At 46.7% G+C, this 22402-nt stretch carries 15 protein-coding genes and 2 tRNA genes; 1 reads left to right on the forward strand and 16 read right to left on the reverse strand.

Annotated features, from left to right (window positions below; translation table 11 throughout):
* Window positions 1-116: 116 nt before the first annotated feature.
* From pheT to leuB, 14 genes are all read right to left on the reverse strand, one after another.
* On the reverse strand, window positions 117-2570 hold the full coding sequence (pheT, locus tag CS562_RS07980; RefSeq protein WP_099854862.1) for a phenylalanine--tRNA ligase subunit beta: 2454 nt from the start codon (window positions 2568-2570) through the stop codon (window positions 117-119).
* 72 nt (window positions 2571-2642) lie between these two features.
* Window positions 2643-3677, reverse strand: a complete 1035-nt coding sequence (gene pheS, locus CS562_RS07985; RefSeq protein ID WP_024628331.1) for a phenylalanine--tRNA ligase subunit alpha — start codon at window positions 3675-3677, stop codon at window positions 2643-2645.
* A 458-nt stretch (window positions 3678-4135) separates the two neighbouring features.
* Entirely contained in the window at window positions 4136-6028 is a 1893-nt protein-coding gene (abc-f, locus tag CS562_RS07990) for a ribosomal protection-like ABC-F family protein (protein ID WP_099854864.1), read from the reverse strand.
* A gap of 490 nt (window positions 6029-6518) precedes the next feature.
* Window positions 6519-6589: transfer RNA gene (locus CS562_RS07995), tRNA-Gly, on the reverse strand.
* Between the two features lie 11 nt (window positions 6590-6600).
* Window positions 6601-6674: transfer RNA gene (locus tag CS562_RS08000), tRNA-Pro, on the reverse strand.
* 142 nt (window positions 6675-6816) lie between these two features.
* The gene (locus tag CS562_RS08005) at window positions 6817-8943 is read right to left on the reverse strand and encodes a bifunctional diguanylate cyclase/phosphodiesterase (protein ID WP_099854866.1); all 2127 of its coding nucleotides are present in this window, start codon (window positions 8941-8943) and stop codon (window positions 6817-6819) included.
* Window positions 8944-9348: 405 nt separating this feature from the next.
* Complete coding sequence (locus tag CS562_RS08010) at window positions 9349-10305, reverse strand: aldolase catalytic domain-containing protein (RefSeq protein WP_063564204.1); 957 nt, start codon at window positions 10303-10305, stop codon at window positions 9349-9351.
* A gap of 83 nt (window positions 10306-10388) precedes the next feature.
* Complete coding sequence (locus tag CS562_RS08015; RefSeq protein WP_099854868.1) at window positions 10389-11705, reverse strand: DUF4129 domain-containing protein; 1317 nt, start codon at window positions 11703-11705, stop codon at window positions 10389-10391.
* Window positions 11702-12817, reverse strand: coding sequence for a DUF58 domain-containing protein (locus tag CS562_RS08020; protein WP_076289927.1), 1116 nt, complete (start codon window positions 12815-12817; stop codon window positions 11702-11704). Before CS562_RS08020 ends, CS562_RS08015 begins: the two co-directional genes overlap by 4 nt.
* Before the next feature lie 3 nt (window positions 12818-12820).
* Complete coding sequence (locus tag CS562_RS08025) at window positions 12821-13789, reverse strand: AAA family ATPase (protein WP_099854870.1); 969 nt, start codon at window positions 13787-13789, stop codon at window positions 12821-12823.
* 126 nt (window positions 13790-13915) lie between these two features.
* Window positions 13916-15019, reverse strand: coding sequence for an ATP-binding protein (locus tag CS562_RS08030; RefSeq protein ID WP_076289929.1), 1104 nt, complete (start codon window positions 15017-15019; stop codon window positions 13916-13918).
* Between the two features lie 443 nt (window positions 15020-15462).
* The gene (locus tag CS562_RS08035; protein ID WP_024628323.1) at window positions 15463-15879 is read right to left on the reverse strand and encodes a hypothetical protein; all 417 of its coding nucleotides are present in this window, start codon (window positions 15877-15879) and stop codon (window positions 15463-15465) included.
* Window positions 15880-16236: 357 nt separating this feature from the next.
* Window positions 16237-16776, reverse strand: coding sequence for a peroxiredoxin (locus tag CS562_RS08040; protein WP_024628322.1), 540 nt, complete (start codon window positions 16774-16776; stop codon window positions 16237-16239).
* Window positions 16777-17051: 275 nt separating this feature from the next.
* A complete protein-coding gene (gene leuB / locus CS562_RS08045) occupies window positions 17052-18137 on the reverse strand; it encodes a 3-isopropylmalate dehydrogenase (protein ID WP_024628321.1) in 1086 nt (361 codons plus the stop codon).
* Between the two features lie 231 nt (window positions 18138-18368).
* Here leuB and CS562_RS08050 point away from each other — a divergent pair, with 231 nt between their 5' ends.
* Window positions 18369-19349 carry an aldo/keto reductase gene (locus tag CS562_RS08050; protein ID WP_076289930.1) on the forward strand — a complete coding sequence of 327 codons (981 nt, stop codon included), beginning with the start codon at window positions 18369-18371 and terminating at the stop codon, window positions 19347-19349.
* A gap of 226 nt (window positions 19350-19575) precedes the next feature.
* On the opposite strand, the gene CS562_RS08055 is transcribed toward CS562_RS08050, so the two are convergent.
* Both CS562_RS08055 and ilvC read right to left on the reverse strand, forming a co-directional pair.
* Window positions 19576-21117 (reverse strand): 2-isopropylmalate synthase, encoded by a 1542-nt coding sequence (locus CS562_RS08055; protein WP_064639488.1) that lies wholly within the window; start codon window positions 21115-21117, stop codon window positions 19576-19578.
* Between the two features lie 122 nt (window positions 21118-21239).
* Window positions 21240-22232, reverse strand: a complete 993-nt coding sequence (gene ilvC, locus CS562_RS08060) for a ketol-acid reductoisomerase (protein WP_024628318.1) — start codon at window positions 22230-22232, stop codon at window positions 21240-21242.
* Window positions 22233-22402: the final 170 nt, after the last annotated feature.

Here is a 22402-nt window from a genome sequence, read left to right on the forward strand (position 1 = left end):
GTATGTTGATTCTAAGCTGTAAAACAAAAAAAGTCACATCGATCCTCTAATGCTAAGGATTCGATGTGACTTCAAGCAATTCCTGCTAATCTTTGTTCAAAAAATTGACTTATGTTCTATTTACGCAATTCGGCTCCAAATTGCTCCTCCAGACGAGCAACAACACGAGCATGAACCTCAGTAATTTCCTCATCCGTCAATGTGCGTTCACGGTTGCGATAAACGAGAGCCATCGCTACGCTCTTCTTGTCTTCACCTAACTTGCTGCCTGTGAACACGTCGAATACCTGTACAGTTTGCAACAGTTCGCCAGCAGATTCACGAATCGAACGCAGCATATCCCCAGCTTCGATATCTTTACTCACAACAACCGCGATATCTCGCTCAACTGCCGGGAATCGTGGAAGCTCACGATAACGGATATCCGCATCCGCTTCACTATAGATCGCTTCAAGCCCGATCTCTGCGAGATATACATCGTTCAAATCATATTGCTGTTGCAGTTCAGGATGCAATTGACCCATCGTACCAATCAGTTTGCTCTCTCCGCCATCTTTTGCTTCAAGGTATACCGATGCGGAACGACCAGGATGGAAGCCTTCTGGGCTGTTTGCTACCAGGCGAATGCGCTGCTCCAGGCCCACATAGGCGAACAGGTTCTCAAGTGCACCTTTCAGATCGAAGAAGTCCACTTTCTCTGCTCCCACATTCCACTGCTGGGATGCACGATTTCCGGTAAGCAACAAGCTCAGAACCGGAATCTCATGCGGTTGCTTCGTCAGCTTTTCTTCTTCAGTGAAGAACACACTGCCTACTTCAAATACAGCTAGTGAATCATGTTTGCGGTTCATGTTATACACCGTTGCATCCAGCATTTGAGGCAAGATGCTCTTACGAAGCACGCTGCGGTCCTCACTCATTGGCATAGCCAACTTCACGGCTTTACTACCTTCTGTTAGAGCAGGGAACAAAGATACTTTATCTGGGTGTACGAATGAATAGCTGATCATTTCCTGCCAGCCACTACCTGCAAACAGGCCACGAATGGTACGACGCATTGCTTGCGAACGTGTATATGCACCCGGTGTTGTTGGTCCTTCGATCAAAGTAGTTGGAATATTGTCGTATCCGTACAGACGAGCAATCTCTTCAAACAGATCCACATCAAGTGTAATATCCCCTCTGCGGCTAGGCACTTCAACATCAAGCAAGCCCTGCTGCGCATCACCACACGCAAAGTGCAAACGAGCGAAAATGGTTTTCACTTCAAGCAGGGACAACTCAGTTCCCAGATAGCGATTCAGTTTATCCAGCGACAGCTGCACAACATGTTTATCCGCTGCGGCTGTTCCAGCTTCCACGATCCCTTGATGAACTTCGCCTTCCGCATAACGCTGGATCAATTCAGCCGCACGGTTCAATGCCGTAATGACAGCAGCCGGATCGACTTCTTTCTCAAAACGCATGCTTGCTTCGGAACGCAGCCCCAGTTGGCGCGACGTTTTCCGAACGGTTCCACCGTCGAACTTGGCGGATTCCAGCAACAGATTCACTGTAGTTTCCGTTACCTCGGAATTCTCGCCACCCATAACACCTGCGATGGCTACCGGTTTTACGCCATCCGTAATGAGCAGCATATGCGGCTCCAGCTTGCGCTCTTGGCTATCCAACGTCACGATCGTTTCGCCTTCTTTGGCCATTCGCACTTCAATGTGGCCCTTCTCCAGCTTATCTGCATCAAAAGCATGCAGCGGCTGTCCGTATTCCAGCATGACATAGTTCGTGATGTCAACGATATTATTGATCGGACGGATGCCAGCGGCCATCAAACGGTTTTGCATCCACTGCGGGGAAGCTCCCAGCTTGATCCCAGTTACATAGCGAGCTGCATAATGACTGCATTGTTCGCCAGCCGTAATCTCAACCGAGATATGATTCGCAGCCGCATCACCGATTTCCACCAACTTTTGAGTTGGATCAGGCAGTTTCACTTCACGACCGAGAATTGCACCTACTTCATAAGCAGCACCCAGCATGCTCAAACAGTCGGAGCGGTTCGGTGTCAGGTCCAGTTCAAGAACATGATCGTCGAGACCAAGCACTTGGCTGATTGGTGTGCCAATTTCCGTTTGTGCCGGCAATACGAGAATGCCTTCCTGTTGGTCCTTCGGCAGCAACTTGTCGTTCATGCCCAGTTCTTTCGCAGAGCAGATCATGCCAAGGGATACAACGCCGCGCAGCTTGGCTTTTTTGATATCGAGTCCACCAGGGAGCTTCGCTCCTACCAGGGCAACGACTACCTTTTGACCGGCATCCACATTTTTCGCACCACATACGATTTGCAGATCTTCTTCCTGTCCAGCATCAATCACACATACATTCAGCTTATCAGCGTCAGGGTGTTTCTCCTTACTCTTCACGTAACCAACAACCACTTTGTTTACGCCCTGGTTCCGGTTCTCCACTACATCAATCTCAATCCCCGCACGGGTGAATTTCTCTGCCAACTCCTGCGGTTCCACGCCTTCCAGCGCGATATAATCAGACAGCCAATCTGTCGATACTCTCATGGACGTTCACTTCCTAATCTATGAATTGGTATTGCAAATGACGGGCGTTCGCCCTGTATGCTACTTCGGTAATTACAGTCGTCCGAATTGTTTCAGGAACGCCATATCACTGTTGTAGAAATGACGAATGTCATCAATGCCATATTTCAGCATGGCGATACGTTCTACGCCCATTCCGAATGCAAACCCACTGTATTTCTCCGGATCATAACCGCCCATCTCGAGTACTTTCGGGTGAACCATACCGCCGCCCAAAATCTCAAGCCAACCTGTCTGTTTACATACACGGCAGCCACTGCCACCACATTGCACACAAGTCACATCCACTTCAGCACTTGGCTCTGTGAACGGGAAGAAGCTTGGACGCAGACGAATCTCGGTGTGTGAACCGAACATTTCGCGTACGAATTGCAGCAAGGTACCTTTCAGGTCACTCATGCGAATGTTCTCGCTAATAACCAAACCTTCAACCTGATTGAACTGGAACGAATGCGTCGCATCATCATCGTCCCGACGGTATACTTTACCCGGACAGATGACTTTAACAGGCACTTCACCTTTCATGCTTTGCATCGTGCGAACCTGAACCGGAGACGTATGCGTACGCATCAACAGGTCTTCTGTTACATAGAAAGAATCCTGCATATCACGCGCCGGGTGGTTCTTCGGCAGGTTCAGTGCTTCGAAGTTGTAATAATCCATTTCAACCTCAGGACCTTCCGCTACGCGGTATCCCATACCGATGAAAATATCTTCAATTTCCTGTACCACTTTGGTCAGTGGGTGCAGTCCGCCTTGACGTCCGCGACGTCCTGGCAGGGTCACATCAATTTTTTCGGATTGCAGACGTTTCGCCGTCTCTTCCTTCTGGAACTGCTCCTGCTTGCTATCAATGACTTCTTCAATCGCGCCGCGAACATCATTGGCAACCTGACCAATCACCGGACGTTCCTCTGCACTAAGCGCACCCATGCCGCGCAAAATCTCGGTTAATGCACCCTTTTTCCCCAAATACTTTACACGCAGATCACTCAGCGTCTGTGGATCGTTCACGCCAGACAGTTGCTCCAGCGCTTCGATCTTTAATGCTTCCAAACGTTCTTTCATGTGTAAATGCCCCCTTTATGTGGTTAAATGCAACAAAAAAAGGCCTTCTCTCCCCTGAAGGGACGAAAAGACCGTGGTACCACCCTTGTTAGACATTCAGTACTGCCCGGCCCTTCCGGCCTGCAACATGTTTGCCTCACTCTATACGGAATAACGACCGTTAACCGTTACCCCCTACTGACTCTTGCGATGTATCGCAAGATTTGGTTCAGGGAACCGCTCCGGAGTGAATTTCAGCAGCCTTGTTCTACAGAAGCGCTCTCAATCTACGGCGCTTCCTCCCTGTACAGAGGCACTGCTTACTTGTCTCCATCATCACGTTTACATGTCAGATAAACCTTCAAATTTACTGATGATCGTCCATTATTATATGCAAAATCGCTCGAAATAGCAAGCCGTAAAGCCACATGTTCAAACGTTAAGCCAAAAAGTAAAACAGCATAAGCTTCATCAATAGATTACTTATGTTTTCGCAGCTCGTGCAACTGTTTCAAACGACGCTGAATTTCGCGAACCTCGGCAACTTCAGCCGCCCGTTCAATTACATCATCAGGCTTAGTCAACACATCATTGCCCGCACTGTTCATAGGAGATAATAACTCGGATAAACGCATTTCAAGCCGCAACCGTTCATCATCTGACTCCCGAACCTCAAGGGCGGACTCTCGCAATTTAATGGATTGCTCCCAATCCTCCACTCCACCTTCATACAGTGTAGCCTTCCCGCCGGGTTCTAAATCAAGCAAGCGGCTGGCGAGTACTTTGGTCAACATGCGGTCATGGGATACGAGCACCAGTGCTCCGGATGCCTGCTTCAATATATTCTCCATCACTTCCTGTGTGTCAATATCCAGATAATTGGTCGGTTCATCCAGCACCAGCACGTTAGATCCTCCGAAATACAACCGTAGGAATGCAACTCTGCACTTCTCTCCCATGCTTAGATCCCCAATACGCTTGAACACATCATCTCTTGAGAACAAAAAGCATCCGAGAATGGTACGTGCAGCACTTTGTGTCATGGATGGAAGACTGAGCAAACTATCCAGTAGTATCTCACTTTCCGGTAACCCCTCAAGCTCTTGCGAAAAATAACCGATCTTCAGTTGTGGATGTCGTGTCACTTTGCCCTGGGATGGTTCCAGCTCTCCAATCATCAGTTTGAGCAATGTCGTCTTGCCTGTGCCATTCGAACCACGTACGGCAAGACGATCTCCACGTTCGACAGCAATCCGGATATGGTGAAGCAATGTCGGGCTCCCCGGATAAGCAAAGCTAACGTCTTCCAGTGCAAGGAGTTGGCGGGCAGCCAGCGTGTTCACTTGCAGCTCCATGTTCAATTTTGCAGTTTCGCGGGGTTTATCCACGCGTTCTTTCTCCAGGCGCTCCAGTTGCTTTTGCTTGGCATGGTAGCGGGAAATGTTCTTGTTGGCTTTCGCTTTGTAAAAGCTCTGAGTTATTTTCACTTCCACATCGCTTGCTGAATTATGAGCCTGATGAAACCACTGCTGATAATTGCGGATCGTCTCTTCTAGCGCTTTCCGTTCCAGCTCCTGCTTGCGATAGGTTGCTTCCTGCTCACGTAATTCGCGTTCCTTATGGCCTTTGTAATCCGTGTAACCGCCTTTATATTTGGTCAGTGCATCCGGACTAAACTCAATGACACCCGTTGCGACCTGATCAATAAAAGTCCGGTCATGAGAAACAAACAACAATGTTCCAGCATAGGCCGAAAGCCATTCTTCAAGCCAGCGCATGCTCTCTTCATCCAGATGATTCGTCGGTTCATCCAAAATCAGAAATTTGGGTTTACTGACCAGTAATCCTGCGAGACGGGCCTTCGTTTTTTGCCCACCACTCAAAGAATGATACGGCCGATTCCAATGTTCCGACGATAACCCCAGACGCGTCAGTACCTTCTCTACCTCAGTCTCCCACATATACCCGTTCAATTGCTCATATTGCTCCATCGCTATCGTATAAGCTTCGAGCAGCCGCTGCTCATCTGCCGCTCCACTGTTGCTCATCCGTTGTTCCAGTAATTCCAGGTCCCGCTTCACCTCGTAAATCCGTCCACTTTCCTGTCGGACAGCATCAAGCACATTCATCTCAGGCTTGATCAATGAGCGCTGGCGCATGAAACCCCACTCCTGCTGCGGAATGTGACGTTCGATGCGTCCGCCACCCTCTTCTTCTCCAAGAATGATGCTTAATAAGGTGGTCTTGCCACAGCCGTTGCGACCTAGAATGGCGAGCCGCTCACCTTCATTTATTTCAAGATTTAATCCTGCAAACAACTCATTCCCGTTCCACTCTTTCGATACTTCATGTAGGCGTACCATTGTCATCATGAGGCCTCATCCTTCCTGCAATTCAAAATAAAAAAACCGCTGGCATCAGCCGGCGGTCTGGCAATTCAGGATTGGATAAAGCGTCAAAAAACAAGCATAAGATACCCCACGGTATGAACAAAGAACCCTTAAAAGGGTATACACAAGCTAAGCCAGAACAGCCTGCCTGTTTCCATACCTGATCCCATAGCTGAATTTGGACACACGAATCCCCTCATTGCTCAGCCGCTTTTTGGCTGACTGCGTCATAAACTCTCTGCAGTTACTGGGGTTGAATTCATGTGTTTTACTTCATGGGACGTATGGTTACCTCTCATTCATGTGTAGTATCAATTTCTCCGTTATTGTACCAGATGATGGGGAAAAAGCAAAGGTTTTCAATTCAGCGCCATGATATTCTCACTCAAACATGACTTAAAATACACTAACTAACTTCTAGAAAAAGAAAAAAACCTTGTTTTCACAAGGATTTCAGGTGTTACATTAGTTAAGCGGGTGATGGGAATCGAACCCACGCTATTAGCTTGGAAGGCTAAAGTTCTACCATTGAACTACACCCGCGCGAATGACGATCGGGACGACACGATTTGAACATGCGACCCCCTGGTCCCAAACCAGGTGCTCTACCAAGCTGAGCTACGTCCCGTCAAGTTCCGAGGAACATTAACATGAATTTTACAAAATTAATATACCATGATCATCCAACGCTTGCAACTTCTTTTTACCATTTTCCCTCTATCCTTTCGAAACAAAACAAGACAGAAGCGTGTCCACGCCCCTGTCTATCCTTACCCCGTGGGTTTATCCACATCTCTCAAAAACTTTTTTTCAAAATCGGCTGCCACAATCGGTTTGCTGAAAAAGTACCCTTGAGCCTCATGACAATGCTGATCACGAAGAAATGAAAGCTGGTCCTCATTTTCAACGCCCTCAGCAGTCACTTTCAACTGCAGGTGATGAGCCATCGACGTAATGGTCGACACAATTGCCGCGTTATTGCTGTCCTCCATCACTTCATTGACAAAGGAACGGTCAATCTTGAGGCGGTCAATCGGAAGATCTTTCAAATAGTGCAGTGAACTGTACCCGGTGCCAAAATCATCAATACTAATGTGCACACCAATTTCCTTAATCTTGCGCAACTGCTCAAACGCACGATCCTTGTCAAACGTCATGCTCTCCGTAATCTCGAGTTCAAGCCACACAGGTTCCAAGCCTGTCTCTTTGAGAATACCGCTGATGTTGTCCAGCAGATGGGAATGCCTGAATTGTCTCATGGACAGGTTAACCGACACACAAAGCTTGCGATAACCTGCTTCTTGCCAGCGTTTGTTCTGTGCACAGGCCTCACGCAATACCCATTCTCCCAGCGGCACGATCAGCCCGCTCTCCTCAGCAAGAGGAATAAATTCCCCAGGGGATACTGAGCCTCTCAGCGGATGCTGCCAACGCACCAAAGCCTCCATACCCACAATCAACCCACTCGCCAGATTAACCTGCGGCTGATACACAAGATAGAACTGCCCACGATCCAATGCTTTGCGCAAATCATTCTCAAGCTGCAAACGCTCCTGGGCTTTCATCTGCATCGCATGGGCATATCGGTTTAGCTCTATTCCTTGCTCTTTGGCATTATGCAGCGCCGTATCCGCATTCTGGATGATCTCTTCCGGTGTGTCTCCGTCATGCGGGAATATCGCCATACCAATACCCAACGTAAGATGATACTCGTTCCCATCCACCGTTACAGGTTTTTCGAACAGTTGTAAGATCGATCTTGTCCGCCGCAACGCCGTATCTGTTGTGCAGAAGTCTGTCATTGTCAATACGAACTCGTCTCTTCCTAGTCCGAACACTTCCTCTCCCGGGAGCGAAGAATGCTGCAGACGCTGTCCTACCTGACGAAGCACACGGTTAGCCGCTTGTTGGCCTAATGAATCATTAATCGTTTTGAACCGGTTGATATTCAATACCAAGACACCGACAAGCTGCTCCTCTACCATAGCTGCATTCATCATCACTTTCAGTCGCTGAGAAAGACGACGGCGATTCGGCAGCCCTGTCACATCATCATGGTGAGCAATAAAGTTCATTTTCGCTTCCGCCACCTGCTGTTTCAGGAAAGGCGTATCTACCACAGACGAATACAGTCCCTTCTGGATGAAGAAATAGCCCAAACAATCGCTTAACAGACCTAGCAACAGATTGAGATCATTAATCTTCGTAGCAGAGACAAAGTAACATTCCCCAAAGAAAAAACAAAGGATTGCACAAAGAATGGTAGGCAGATCACCATCTTTTCCTTTTTTCCATTGAACGAATAACACGACCGCAGTCACGCCATACAGCATTCCGATCAGAAAATGAATTCGGGTAAACATGCCACCAAGCACATTCCCCTCCAACAAGTTCGGCAGTATAGCCCATTCCTGAATTGCAACTGTATACAAAACAACAAAAATACCGAGTGTTCCACTGAAAATTAAAAATTTGCGTGGTAACGCAATTTCCCTCTCGTTGACTGCATATATGAACAGCAAACCTGCCGCACAAACAAGAGATCCAAGCGAAATCATCTTCAACGAGAATTCCGATTCCACCATCGCCCCATTTGGCATTTCTTCGGCAAAAGAAACGATGTGAACCAACTCAAACAAACCAATCAATAAAAATAACGTAGTCATGAGGACCCTACGGAGGGTCAGTCTTTGAGTCTGAAATAACCAGCTTTGATTATAAATGCCGATACAGGCCGCTGCTGCAGCGAAGCCACCCAAGAGTGTCAAAACCGGGTAACCCGATATGATCAGATCAGAGCTTGCGGAGGAACGAAACCATTGACTTGCGAGGAAACACAATAAGCCGCCTATTGCGACCCAACCTATTTTTCTCTGATCTTGCTGATTAGCCTTCATGCCGTGTTTTTTCCTTCCCGGGATCGCCTATCCTGAAATAACCTTAACGATATAAATCTAATTTGTTACAATATTCGACATTTTCATCTCTATCAACGTTCAATTCACATGTGAAAACATGCTATCTGGTACATAATAACATTTATTTCCGCAGACGTGAACAAAAAAAATGAGCATTCCTAGGAATATTTATTCATAGATATGTAGAAAAACAAGGCAATAAGAACTAAAAAAACATGAACTCCCCATTGGAGTCCATGTTTCTTTAGTTTGCAACTGTATTTCAGACTAATTTTCGCCATATGTGTACTTTTCGACTTAAAACGCTAATGCGCTAAAGTTATAGACGTATTAGATCCCTTCTCTTGTTGACTTGAAGTCAATTTCAAGAATTATGCAACAAGCTTATTTGTCAAAATTAACTTCTGGTGTTGTCAATTTATCATAGAAATCAACAACCTTATCTTTGTCTTCCGACGAACGCAGTGCCATCGCCGAGCGAGGATGCTCGTCCAAGGTACCTGTAATCATATAAGGCAAAATGTAACCCCACTCTTCTTTTTCACGGAGAGGCACCATCAATTGCTCCAATACACCAAGTACTGGACGCAGGTTGTATTTTGTTCCTTTCAAATGAGCAACGAGCAGTTCAGTAGGACAGTTTCCTGCAGCACGTCCCATACCGTATACGGAAGCATCCAGCAGTTCAACACCAAGCTCAGCTGCTACCAACGAGTTCGAGAACGCCAGTTGCATGTTATTGTGTGTGTGAACGCCAAGACGTTTGTTCGGCAGATGAGTCTTGAACTTCTCCACCAGATATTTCACATCGTTATGATCCAGGCTTCCATAGGAGTCTACTATGTATACAACATCCACAGAGCTTTCCTTGATCAGTTCAAAAGCTTCCAACAGTTCATTTTCCATAACATTAGACAATGCCATAATGTTCAGCGTTGTTTCATATCCACGATCGTGGAATGTTTGAACCAGAGCAAGTGCCTTGTCTACATCTTTGCTGTAGCAAGCTACACGGATCAGATCCAGCATGCTTTCGCTGCGCGGCAGAATGTCATTCTCGTCCACACGTCCAACGTCAACGAGTGCAGACAGTTTGGTATTTCCTTTTTGCGGAATTACTTTGCGCAGGAAATCATCATTCAGAAAACGCCATGGACCTGCTTCTTCTGCACCTTTCAAGAGCTTAGGTGAGTTTTTGTATCCAATTTCCATATAATCAACGCCGGCTTCATTCAATCCAGCATAGAGCTGTTGAACAAAGTCCACGCTAAAGTCCCAGTTATTTACCAATCCACCATCACGGATTGTACAATCTACTATTTTGCAATGATTTGTCTTCATTAATGTCTGCTCCTTTTCTGACCAACTTGTGTATTCCTCTCATGATACTTGAACGTAACAAGAAAAGTAAAGGGATTCCCGACTTATTTACTTCGATAAGATTTCCATATCCGATCAATCTCACTCATCTCGGAATCGTCTGGAGATTTCTTCCCATAGCGCACAGCGTTATAGGTATCTGGTAGCATAGCAGAGAGCTTCTGATCATCTTCTCTGGCCCCATGCTGAACAATCGTCTCTGCAGCCTCCAGTGGCGTATGTGCACCCTGTATATCGATTCCCCGGTGTGCAGCTCTGTCGATCCACTTCCGATAATAAAATCGAACACGTTCGTCATCATGTGAGGGTAGCGACTCCTTCTTGCGGAACCAGGATTTGCGCGTTTTTGCAGGCGCCTCTAACGTTTCGCTAATGTCCACATACTCCGTCCGAGGCTCTGCCTTCTTCTGACCGGGCTGCAGCAGCCCTTTGAAACGCTCCATAAGTTTGTTTATCGCCTTCTGACCCAAACGCAGGATAAGCCACAAGATCACAACTGCGACAGCCCCCATGACGACCCACCCCAGGATATCCCAGAAAATAGAGGGCTCCCCTGCCGGTTCCATTCCTTCAGATATCATTGGCGGTTCATTTGGAGCTGTAGGCGTATTCGGCGGCTCCTGATTGGAACTCGAGCCTATTAAACCTCTGATCCATGCAAGCAGACGGTCACGCAGTGGTCCTAGCCAGGCAACAAGACTGGGAAAAGCACCAATTCCAGCGATCACAATCAGCATCCATAACAGACGCTGGTGATTCGCCCGGGCAAACTCACGTAACACAATTCTTTTTGAGCCATCATTTAATATCGCACGATCCAGCTGCACACTGTATTGACCTACCAACCAACCAACAAAACTGATTACTCCCGCTGCATATATGGTGCCGGTGTAAGCAAGCAGAGGCTGCATGAATTCAATTCCATTGGCCGCCCCACTGAGCACAATTGCACTGGCAACACCCCAAATTTGCAAGCGCCAAATCAAAATCGAACGGAAGGCAGGTTGAAAATTCAACCCAATATAGGCTGATATAACTCCCCATACAACTGCCGTCAGCAACTCAGGTAAAGGAAACGCCCACACTAATGCAATTACCAATGAGATCAATAACCCCAAAAGCAACGCTGCACCCCATCGAATAAACGTGTTCTTTTCACTGATGGTTGGTAACCTGTGCTGTACCCACTGACCTAACCAGCCAGCAATAACAAAGATAGCCATTAATGTGTATGGAAAATGACCCGTTCCATAGAGAGAAGTAAGCGTTAATAGCGGATAAAAATATACCCCAATCAATAGAACGGCCGACATGGATATAAGTACTTTTCCCTTGGTATTGTTGTTGTTGGTCTCATTCATGCACTCACCGCCTTGAAATCGCTTTTCCCGCCCTCTACGGGGAGTATGGTCACACGGTGGCCTTGCTCATGCAAACGCGCAATTTCATGTTCCATAGCTGGAGATACATAGGACGTAATTAAGAGATAACTGCGAACCTGCTGAGCTTCTTCATTCCGTTCTACTTCATCACTCAGGAACTGCTCCATGGGAACCATGCATTTCAGCTCCGTCTCTGCCATAGCTTCCAGTAACATTTCCAGATGAGGACTACCGTAATCCGGCTCAATCCGCAATGGATCGCGCCCTCCACTCACACGATAGCCATTATGAGCAAATCCCGCAGGTAACCCTCTTCCAATTGCATCTACCGCTGCTGTTGCTGCATAACGAAGTGCCCGTTCGATCATCTCCGGGCGGGTAACGACACTCCACATGTCCGCCGACTCCTGAATGTTAACCACAATCCAGGATTGAGGGTCCGCAGTCCATCCCTGCTTATAAACCTGCAATTCTCCTGTGCGTGCACTCGCTTTCCAATGAATACGGTTCATCGGATCACCCGCACCATACGGTCGTACCCCGAGAATCAGAAAAGGATCTTCAACAATCCAACGGGATACCTCAACCTCACCTTGCCATACTTGATAGATCGCAGGCAGATCCTCCGCATGAACAAGTGAAGGATATACGACCATGGACAGATGAACGGGAATAGGCTTCGAGGTACGCCAAAGGCCGAACAAGTCCCCTCCGGTCATGGTTACGGTGTTTAACATGTAGATCCCACGTCTACTGCATACAAAAGGATGCTTGCGCGTAATACGGGTAAACGGTTTCAAAGTGAAGATACTTTTATGATTCTGATAAATATCTCCCTGACTGATATCCATGCCTGAGCCCGAACGAAACACAAATGAAACTGGCATCATAGCTTCAAGTCTGAGCCATGGAACCGATATTCGTTTTTCATTCGCAATCGTCTCAACCATCTCCAGCTCATCCCCAGCATAACAACGCATTTTGCTGAATTCTCTGGTGTACTTCAGCTTGCGTAAAGCCGGACGGCCGAACCATATGCCGTGTACTCCAATAACAATGCCTCCGACAATGACTAGCCATAGTAATGCCATATGTTATCGCCCGCTGCCTGTAGCAAAATGCTCCGTCGGCACTTCAGTCTGGCTCAGAAGTTCCTGAATAATACGCTCCGCCAAGCCCTCTTGTTGTCTCACTCGGTTGCGGAATACAAGCCGATGGGCTAACACGGGCTCCGCCAATATTTTAATATCATCAGGGAGAACGAAGTCTCTGCCATGTAAAGCAGCCCAGGCCTGACTTGCCTTGAGCAACGCCTGAGCTCCTCGTGGACTTACGCCCAGTGAAAGCTCGGGATGCTGCCTAGTCGCTTCTGTCAGACGGATAATATATCGCAATAGATCTTCGTCAATTTGGACCGATGTATAGGCGCTCTGTGCCTCAAGCAGCTGCTCGCGACTAATGATAGCGGACAGATCGGCAACAGATCGGCTCGCTACCGTACGTCTCAGAATTTCCACACTTTCTTCACTGCTTGGATAGCCCATTCGAATCTTCATCATGAAACGATCCATCTGTGCCTCGGGTAATGGAAAAGTTCCCTGGTTATCTACCGGGTTTTGGGTGGCAATGACGATAAATGGCCGTTCCAGCTGTCTGGTCGAACCATCAATACTAATCTGCCGTTCCTCCATACACTCCAGCAAACTGGACTGGGTACGCGGTGTAGCCCGATTAATCTCATCTGCCAGCACCAGGTTGGCAAACAGGGGGCCAGGTCTGAATTCAAAGTCACCTTCTTTTTGATTGAAAAAATGAATACCCGTCAAATCAGATGGCAACAGATCCGGTGTGAACTGAATACGCTGGAAGGTACAATCCAGTGAAGAGGCTACTGATTTGGCCAACATGGTTTTCCCCGTACCAGGTACGTCCTCCAGCAGGACATGCCCTGAGGCAATGATTGCTGTCATCACAAGCTCAATCGTATGGTCTTTGCCCACAATGATCTTCCCTACATGGTCCATTAGCTGTTTGTTCATTTGTTCCATTCCCTGGATATTCATAATTGGTTCTTCCTCCCGTAAATTGAGCTATGTATTCGCATTCATTCTAACTATAACCCTAATCGTCCCAACAAAAAACAACAGGAATCGGCGGGTAGGCCAATTCCTGTTCGCATAACTCTATCTTTACACTAAGGGAAGCATGATGATGAACCGGGTGCCTTCCCCTTTTTTGCTATCCACAGAGATGTTGCCTCCGTGATTTTTGATAATGCGATAACTCACGGAAAGCCCCAGTCCTGTTCCGCTCTCCTTGGTGGTGAAAAACGGGTCAAACAGGCGCACAAGGGTGTTGTGGTCCATCCCCTGTCCATTATCAGCAATAGAGATCTGCACATACTTGTTCTCGGTTCCCGTGGAAATCTGAATCAAGCCAGTATGCTCTTCGCCCACATCCTCGATGGCATCCATTGCGTTTTTAACCATATTCAAAATTACCTGCTTAATCTGTTTGACATCAATGGACACATTTAACGGGACTTCTGCTTCATCCAGGGTTATCTCGCACCCCTTCATTAATCCTTCGCTTTCTGTCAGCAAGACCACCTCTTTGAGCAAAGAGTTAACAGACATAATGGTCTTCTGAGGAGCTGACGGTTTCGAGGAATTCAGAAATTCGTAGATAATGTCGTTCGCCCTGTCAATCTCCGTTAGAATGATTCGAGCGTACTCGTCTTTCCCCAATTGCAGCAAATGAGGACGAAGCAACTGGATAAATCCGCGGATAGCCGTCAAAGGATTGCGAATTTCATGGGCAATCGATGCCGAAATCCGCCCCAACATTGCAAGTTTGTCATTTTGATAAGCGGTCTGCTCAATCTGTTTATAATCGGAGACATCCTTCACACTGAAAAGGAAGTCCCCATCCATCTGATCCCCGTACGTTACTGTAACCAGCCAATGCCTGCCATACTCGTCAATCAATTCATGATAGCGCTTACGATGAAAGATAGTTTCCCGATAGATGCGTAAAATTTTCTTTTTCTTGAATCGGCTCATCTGTGGATGATGCAGCATCTGCATCAGGGTGCAGCCGCTCAATAGACTCCTAGGAAGCTCCAACAATTTTGCCATTTGAACGTTAATAAACGTCAATACACCATTACTGTCAAACAACATTATACCGCTATCCAGATGCTCCAGGACATTCTCATACTTGTTGTTATCCAGATGTACAGGCGGGAATCCATTCGTTGGTCGAGGCACTGTATCCTGAAATTCACTAATCATGTCAGGTTCCTCCTTTTCACGTAAATGATAAACTTGCCATTCGGACATCATATCATCACAGAAACAGGAAGGGCCGATTTTATTTTTCATTACCGGTGCCCTTTCATTAGGGGGCTGAGCCGAAAATATGGATGGCATGTCCGGAACCCAAGCTGGTCTATTCCGGGTAACCAAGAGTCGATCCGGAAAACATTATACGTCTGTTCCATTCTAACCTTCTCCTATTCCCAAACACGAACATTTTTTGCTCCGCCTCTTTTGCAAGTCTGTTTTTATCATAGACAAGTTTATAGAAGGGAGTCAATCGGAGAAAGTGTCGAATGGAAATTATTTTAAGAAAAACCGTGAATTAGTTTCTATATACAACAAAAACGAAGCTTTTTCGCTCGATTAGCGAATAAGCTCCGTTTGTATAGTTTAAATTTTAAATAATTAAATTCAATCTATAGTCCACTCTTGTTATGCTGAATTTTGAGTCTGCGCTGACTCATGACGGCTAAGCGACGCTTGAGTTCACTTTCCCACTTCTCATCCTTCATTTCCTTGGCAAGACGAAGTAGATCCAGAGACATGTCGATCTGACGCTGCACAATGACCATAGCATCTTCGCTTTCACGATTCACGCAATTTTCAAAAATCGCATCTTCATCTTCCGTCACGTAATCTTGAAAATCAATCTCCGACGCACCATCTCCATGCGCATATTCAGCCAAAATTTCATATTCATTTTCCACTTTATAATGCACTTCTACCCGGTGACACACCGGACAAAACAGCAGGGGAACATTATGAACCTGGGTGCGGTAATGCTTCAGCGTGCCCTTTGTTCCCACCATACTTGCCCCACAACAGTAACTCATTTTTGTTCACCCTCCTTATAACGTGCCGAGACTTTATAATGGATTGCAGTCCCGTACACTTCAAGCACTTCCGAAAAAGGAATAGTTCCATCAGTGTATCACATTCATGTACAAATTATAAATGCAGAGCACCGGAATATTTACCGGGTTTCCATACCCTATTCGCCTTAAGGCCCTTCGATTCCTCTTTCCAGAGATAAAATGAAGGCTTTCTTCTATTACATCATTACCACGTTTACGTCCCTGTTTAAACACTTTTCTCCCTTTAGGCCTTATATTCTCGCAAAAGGGTGCAAAAAGCCCTCAATCCCATGAGGGATGAGGGCTTGAACAATAAACGTTCAAGTTCAATCAGGCTTACAGGTTGTTGTCGCCTGGTTTCCAGTTCATTGCACACAATCCACCGGATTGCAAAGCTTGCAGTACACGAAGTGTTTCTTCAACACTACGGCCTACATCATTGTGGTTAACGACTTGGTATTTCAATTCGCCTTCTGGATCGATGATGAACAAGCCGCGCAGTGCAACGCCTTCTTCTTCGATCAGAATGCCATAATCTTTAGCAACTTGTTTCGTGATGTCGGAAGCAAGTGGGAAGTTCAATTGACCAAGACCATTGCTGTCTTTAGGTGTGTTGATCCAAGCTTTGTGGCTGTGTACGGAGTCAACGCTCACGCCAAGAACTTCAGTATCCAAAGCTTTGAATTGCTCAGCAGCATCACTCAAAGCTGTAATTTCAGTTGGGCACACAAAAGTGAAATCCAAAGGATAAAAGAAAAATACGAGCCATTTGCCACGATAATCGGACAGTTTTACGGAACCAAAGTCTTGTCCATCTCCCGATACTGTTTCCATTGCAAAATCCGGTGCGGGTCTACCAACCAAACGTTCTGCCATAACTAACAATTCCTCCTTTGGGATTATGTAAGCACTCAAGTTTGAATGCTCATCATCAAGAAAAACGAGAACGCTTTTCCTGTAATTAAAATGGGTTTGTTACTTGATAACAAGTACAAGTAAAATGTTATCATCCGGACTTCTCAAAGTCAAGATTATAATCGTTGTTTTATTATAATAATTATAAATAAGGATTTTTCGTGGCAAAAAATCATAAAGGAACAGCCCTCTGCAATTCCGGATCGGAGCAAAGGGCTGTACTGTTCTTACTATTATTAAGCCTGTTTCTGAATTGCCGCGACGATCAGATCGCCCATTTCCGTCGTACTGATCGCTTTGCTCTTGTCTACAGCGATATCGCTTGTACGATGGCCCGCATTCAGCACATCAGACACAGCTGCTTCAATTGCGTCAGCACCTTCTGCATAACCAAAGGTTGTACGGAACATCAATGCCAACGAAAGGATCGTTGCGATCGGATTCGCCAGTCCTTGACCTGCGATATCCGGCGCTGAACCGTGCACTGGCTCATACAGACCAAAACTGCCTTCACCCAGTGATGCAGATGCGAGCATGCCGATTGAACCTGTCAGCATCGCTGCTTCATCACTAAGGATATCTCCGAACATATTTTCAGTCACGATAACATCAAAGCTGGATGGACGACGCAGCAACTGCATTGCACAGTTGTCTACAAGTACATGTTCCACTTCAACATCCGGATATTCCGGTGCTACACGGTTAACAACTTCTCTCCAAAGACGGGAAGTTTCCAGCACGTTGGCTTTATCTACTGAAGCCAATCTTTTGCTACGTCCTTGGGCAATTACAAATGCCTGACGAACAATGCGCTCCACTTCGGTTACATTATATACGCATGTATCTACTGCTTCTTCGCCTTGTGCACCTTCACGTCTGAACTTTTCACCAAAGTAGATTCCACCAGTCAACTCACGCACGACCATCAGATCCGTACCTTCCAGCACTTCAGGTTTCAAGGTGGAAGCATCCTTCAAGCAATCAAATACCACTGCCGGACGCAGATTTGAGAACAATCCGAGCGCTTTGCGAATGCCAAGCAAGCCTGTTTCCGGACGCAATTCCTTACTGTTGTTGTCCCATTTTGGACCACCAACGGCTCCGAGAAGCACAGCATCTGCACTCTTACATACTGTCAGTGTTTCTTCTGGAAGTGGTGTACCTTTTTCATCAATAGCGATTCCACCAAACAACGCATGCTCTGTCTCAAAACGGTATCCGAACACTTCCTCCGTACGTTTGAGAACTTTCTCTGCCTCCGCTACAACTTCAGGACCAATTCCGTCACCTGCGATAACTGCAATTTTTTTCACGTCTGCCATGGGTTGTCCACTCCTTATATCCATTCATTCGGTTATTCACTTCAATGATTAACGTGTCATTTTTAACTCTCTCTTTTGTATCATATTCGGAGGTCATTTGACCAAGATATACAATCTATGACTTTAATAGTTTTTACCTATAAGCGGTTTAAGATTGGTTGTTCTGTACCTCTGACTGAGTTAAAATAAAGCCTGAAGACAAATTCAGGTAACTCAGGAGGGATTGCAATCATGCAATACACGTACTTGGGAAAATCAGGTCTTAAAGTCAGCCGGATCTGTCTCGGCACGATGAACTTTGGTCCTGCGACAGACGAAAAAGAGGCATTCCGCATCATGGATGCGGCACTCGATGCCGGTGTGAACTTTTTTGATACCGCTAACATTTACGGCTGGGGCGAAAATTCAGGTCTCACCGAGGAGATCATTGGACGATGGTTTAAACAAGGCGGCGGCAGACGAGAAAAAGTCGTTCTTGCAACCAAAGTTTATGGCTCCATGCATGATGATACGGACGGTCCAAACAATGATGCAGGTCTCTCCGCATACAAAATCAGACGACATCTGGAGGGTTCCCTCCGCCGCCTGCAAACTGATCATGTTGAACTGTACCAGATGCACCACGTTGATCCCGCCATCTCATGGGACGAGCTTTGGGGCGCGTTTGAGAACGCTGTTCATCAAGGCAAAATTGGTTACGTAGGTTCAAGTAACTTTGCTGGCTGGCAGATTGCCGTTGCCCAAAGTGAAGCCAAAAATCGCCACTTCCTCGGTCTTGTATCCGAGCAGCATAAATACAGTCTTAACTGCCGTTTGCCTGAGCTCGAAGTGCTGCCCGCAGCGAAAGAACTGGGCCTTGGCGTTATTCCATGGAGTCCGCTTGACGGTGGGTTACTTGGACGCAATGCTCTCCAGAAGCTGGAAGGTACACGCAGTGGTGGCATTGCTGAACGGATTGAGTCCCATCAAACTCAATTGGAACAATTCGCAGCACTTTGCCGCGAACTCGGCGAACCACAGGATACCATAGCTTTGGCTTGGGTTGCTGCCAATCCGGCAGTTACCGCACCCATTATTGGTCCGCGTACACTAGAGCAGTTTGAAACTGCGCTCAAATGTTTGGATGTTACTTTGGATGAAGCTGTCCTCAAACGTTTGGATGAAATCTTCCCAGGTCCGGGAGGACATGCTCCGAACGCTTATGCTTGGTAAGGGCATATCGGCTTAACTGAGTACGTCATTTCGATAAAAATGCTCTAAATAATAATGCAATTATCCTATACGTAACAACAAAAAAGTCTGACCTTCAAATGTTGAGGGTCAGACTTTTTATGTACCTCACTGAACTACAATACTTAGGGCTGGGAACTCCATCTCAGCTTCTCCAGCCAGACGAATTCCAGTCCAATGAAGAGCTTTGCTTGCTGCAAATGATGTGTTACAGGTTCACATTAACGCGATTCGTATAAGTCTTGCGTTTTTCAATCAACTTGTTCAATCCATCGACATAAGCACGTGCACTGGCACCCAGAATATCGGTGCTTACACCACGTCCTTGTACAGATATTTGGTTTTGAGTAAGTACGACGTGTACCTCACCCAATGCATCCTTACCATGTGTAACCGATTTGATCGAGTAGTCGGATAACGTTACTTCTTCTCCGCTCACTTGGTCAATCGCATTATAGATGGCATCTACCGATCCATTTCCTTCTGCTTGTTGTTCCACCGTATCACCATCAAGTGTAGCAATACGAACTTTAGCCGTTGGAGTGGATTCATCACCATACGTTACAAAGATGGATTCCAGTTTAAACACCTCAGGTGCATCCTGCAATTTCTCTTCGATGACCGCCAGCAAATCCTCATCTGTCACTTCTTTTTTCTTATCAGCCAGATCTTTGAATTGGGCAAAAGCACGGTTCAAGGCTTCATCTTCCAGTTCATAACCGAGCTCAATCAAGCGCTCACGGAAGGCATGACGTCCCGAGTGTTTACCCAGTACGAGCTTACTTTCCTTCAGACCGATGGTCTCTGGCGTCATAATTTCGTACGTTGTTTTCTCCTTCAGCATGCCATCTTGGTGAATTCCGGATTCGTGTGCAAACGCATTCGCACCAACAATCGCTTTATTGCCAGGTACAACCATCCCCGTCAAACGACTCACCAGACGACTGGTCCGAGCAATTTCAGAAAGTTGCAACGAAGTTTTCGCCTGGAAAAATTCCTGACGTGTCTCCAGTGCCATAGCAATCTCTTCAATCGCGGTATTACCTGCACGTTCACCAATGCCGTTAATGGTGCCCTCAATTTGATCGGCTCCATTCAGAATGGCTGCAAGCGTGTTGGCAGTTGCCATCCCCAGATCATTATGACAGTGTGCACTCAGCTGCACTTTATCAATGTTGTGTACGTTCTCCTTGAGATGTTTAAAAATATTACCGTATTCGTATGGGCTCAGATAGCCCACCGTATCCGGAATGTTTACAACAGCTGCGCCTTCTTCCACAGCCATATTTACCATCTCAACGAGGAAATCATACTCGGTACGACCTGCGTCCTCCAACGAGAATTCAAGCTTCGAAAAAGTTTTCTTCGCATAACGAATTGCGGAACGAGCTGTATCGAGAACCTGGGCTCTGTCCATGCGCAATTTATGCTGACGGTGAATAGGTGAAGTTGCCAAAAAGATATGGATACACGGGTCTTGAGCGCCCTTCAACGCTTCTTTTACCGCATCAATATCCTGCTCTCTGGAGCGGGACAAGCCAATGACGGTAACGTTTTTGACCGCTTTAGCTACTGCATTAACTGCCGCCAAATCGCCTGGAGAGGCCGCGGGGAAACCGGCTTCCATCCGGTCAATACCAAGCCGCTCGAGCTGGTGCGCAATTTCCACCTTTTCACGAGTATTCAGATTGACCCCCGGGGATTGTTCTCCATCACGCAGCGTTGTGTCAAATACATAGATTTTACGCACGCCTCGCACCTCCTAGACTTGTATTTTATGTTCCTCTAAACCAGTAATAGCGGCACACGCATATGCACGGCCGCTATTCCCGGTTAAAGCTGTAAGTTTACTAGAATACTTAAAATGAATGCTTACTTCTTGATCCAGTGCATCATCTCACGCAATTGTCCGCCAACCACTTCGATTGGGTGTTCAGCTTCGTTGCGACGAGTTGCTGTCAGGAATGCACGGCCGGATTGGTTTTCCAGGATGAAGTCACGTGCAAATTTACCTTGTTGGATATCTGTCAGGACTTCTTTCATTGCTTTCTTCGTATCTTCAGTTACCACGCGAGGTCCAGTTACATAGTCACCGTACTCAGCTGTGTTACTGATGGAATCACGCATGCTTGCAAGTCCACCTTCATACATCAGGTCAACGATCAATTTCAATTCGTGCAGACACTCGAAATATGCCATTTCAGGAGCGTAACCCGCTTCTGTCAATGTTTCGAATCCAGCTTTTACCAGGGCGCTTACACCGCCACACAGAACAGCTTGCTCACCGAACAGGTCTGTTTCTGTTTCTTCACGGAAGGAAGTTTCGATAACCCCTGCACGCGTGCAACCGATACCTTTAGCATAAGCCAAACCGATATCTTTTGCTTTACCTGTTGCATCTTGCTCAATTGCGATCAGGCCCGGTACACCGAATCCTTCCACGTAGGTACGACGTACCATGTGGCCAGGGGACTTAGGAGCTACCAGCAATACATCGCTGTCTTTTGGAGCAACGATTTGACCGAAATGAACGTTGAAACCGTGGGAGAAGAGCAATGCAGCGCCCTTTTTCAGGTTTGGTTCGATTTCGTTTTTGTATACAGAAGCTTGTGTTTCGTCAGGCAGCAAAATTTGAACTACGTCTGCACGGCTAGTAGCTTCAGCCGGGGACAGAACTTCAAATCCGTCATTTTTTGCAGTGTCAAAAGATTTACCTTCACGAAGTCCGATGACTACGTTCAATCCACTGTCACGCAGGTTTTGAGCTTGGGCATGGCCCTGGCTACCGTAACCGATGACCGCAATCGTTTTTCCTTTCAATACGCTAAGCTCTGCATCCTGTTCATAATAAGTAGTTACTGGCATGTTTATAAGTCCTCCTTTGTATTGTAAAGAACCCTTCATTAATGAGCGGGTGTCTCAAGGGACCGGCACGCTTTTCCTGCTTTAGCGTCTCTGGTCTGATCCGATCCGTTCAGACACCCGCCCGTTAATGCGGGTGTGTGGCTATATTGTCAAGCGTTACATCACTAAAA

The organism is Paenibacillus sp. LK1, assembly GCF_002750415.1.
Classification (GTDB): Bacteria; Bacillota; Bacilli; order Paenibacillales; family Paenibacillaceae; genus Paenibacillus; species Paenibacillus taichungensis.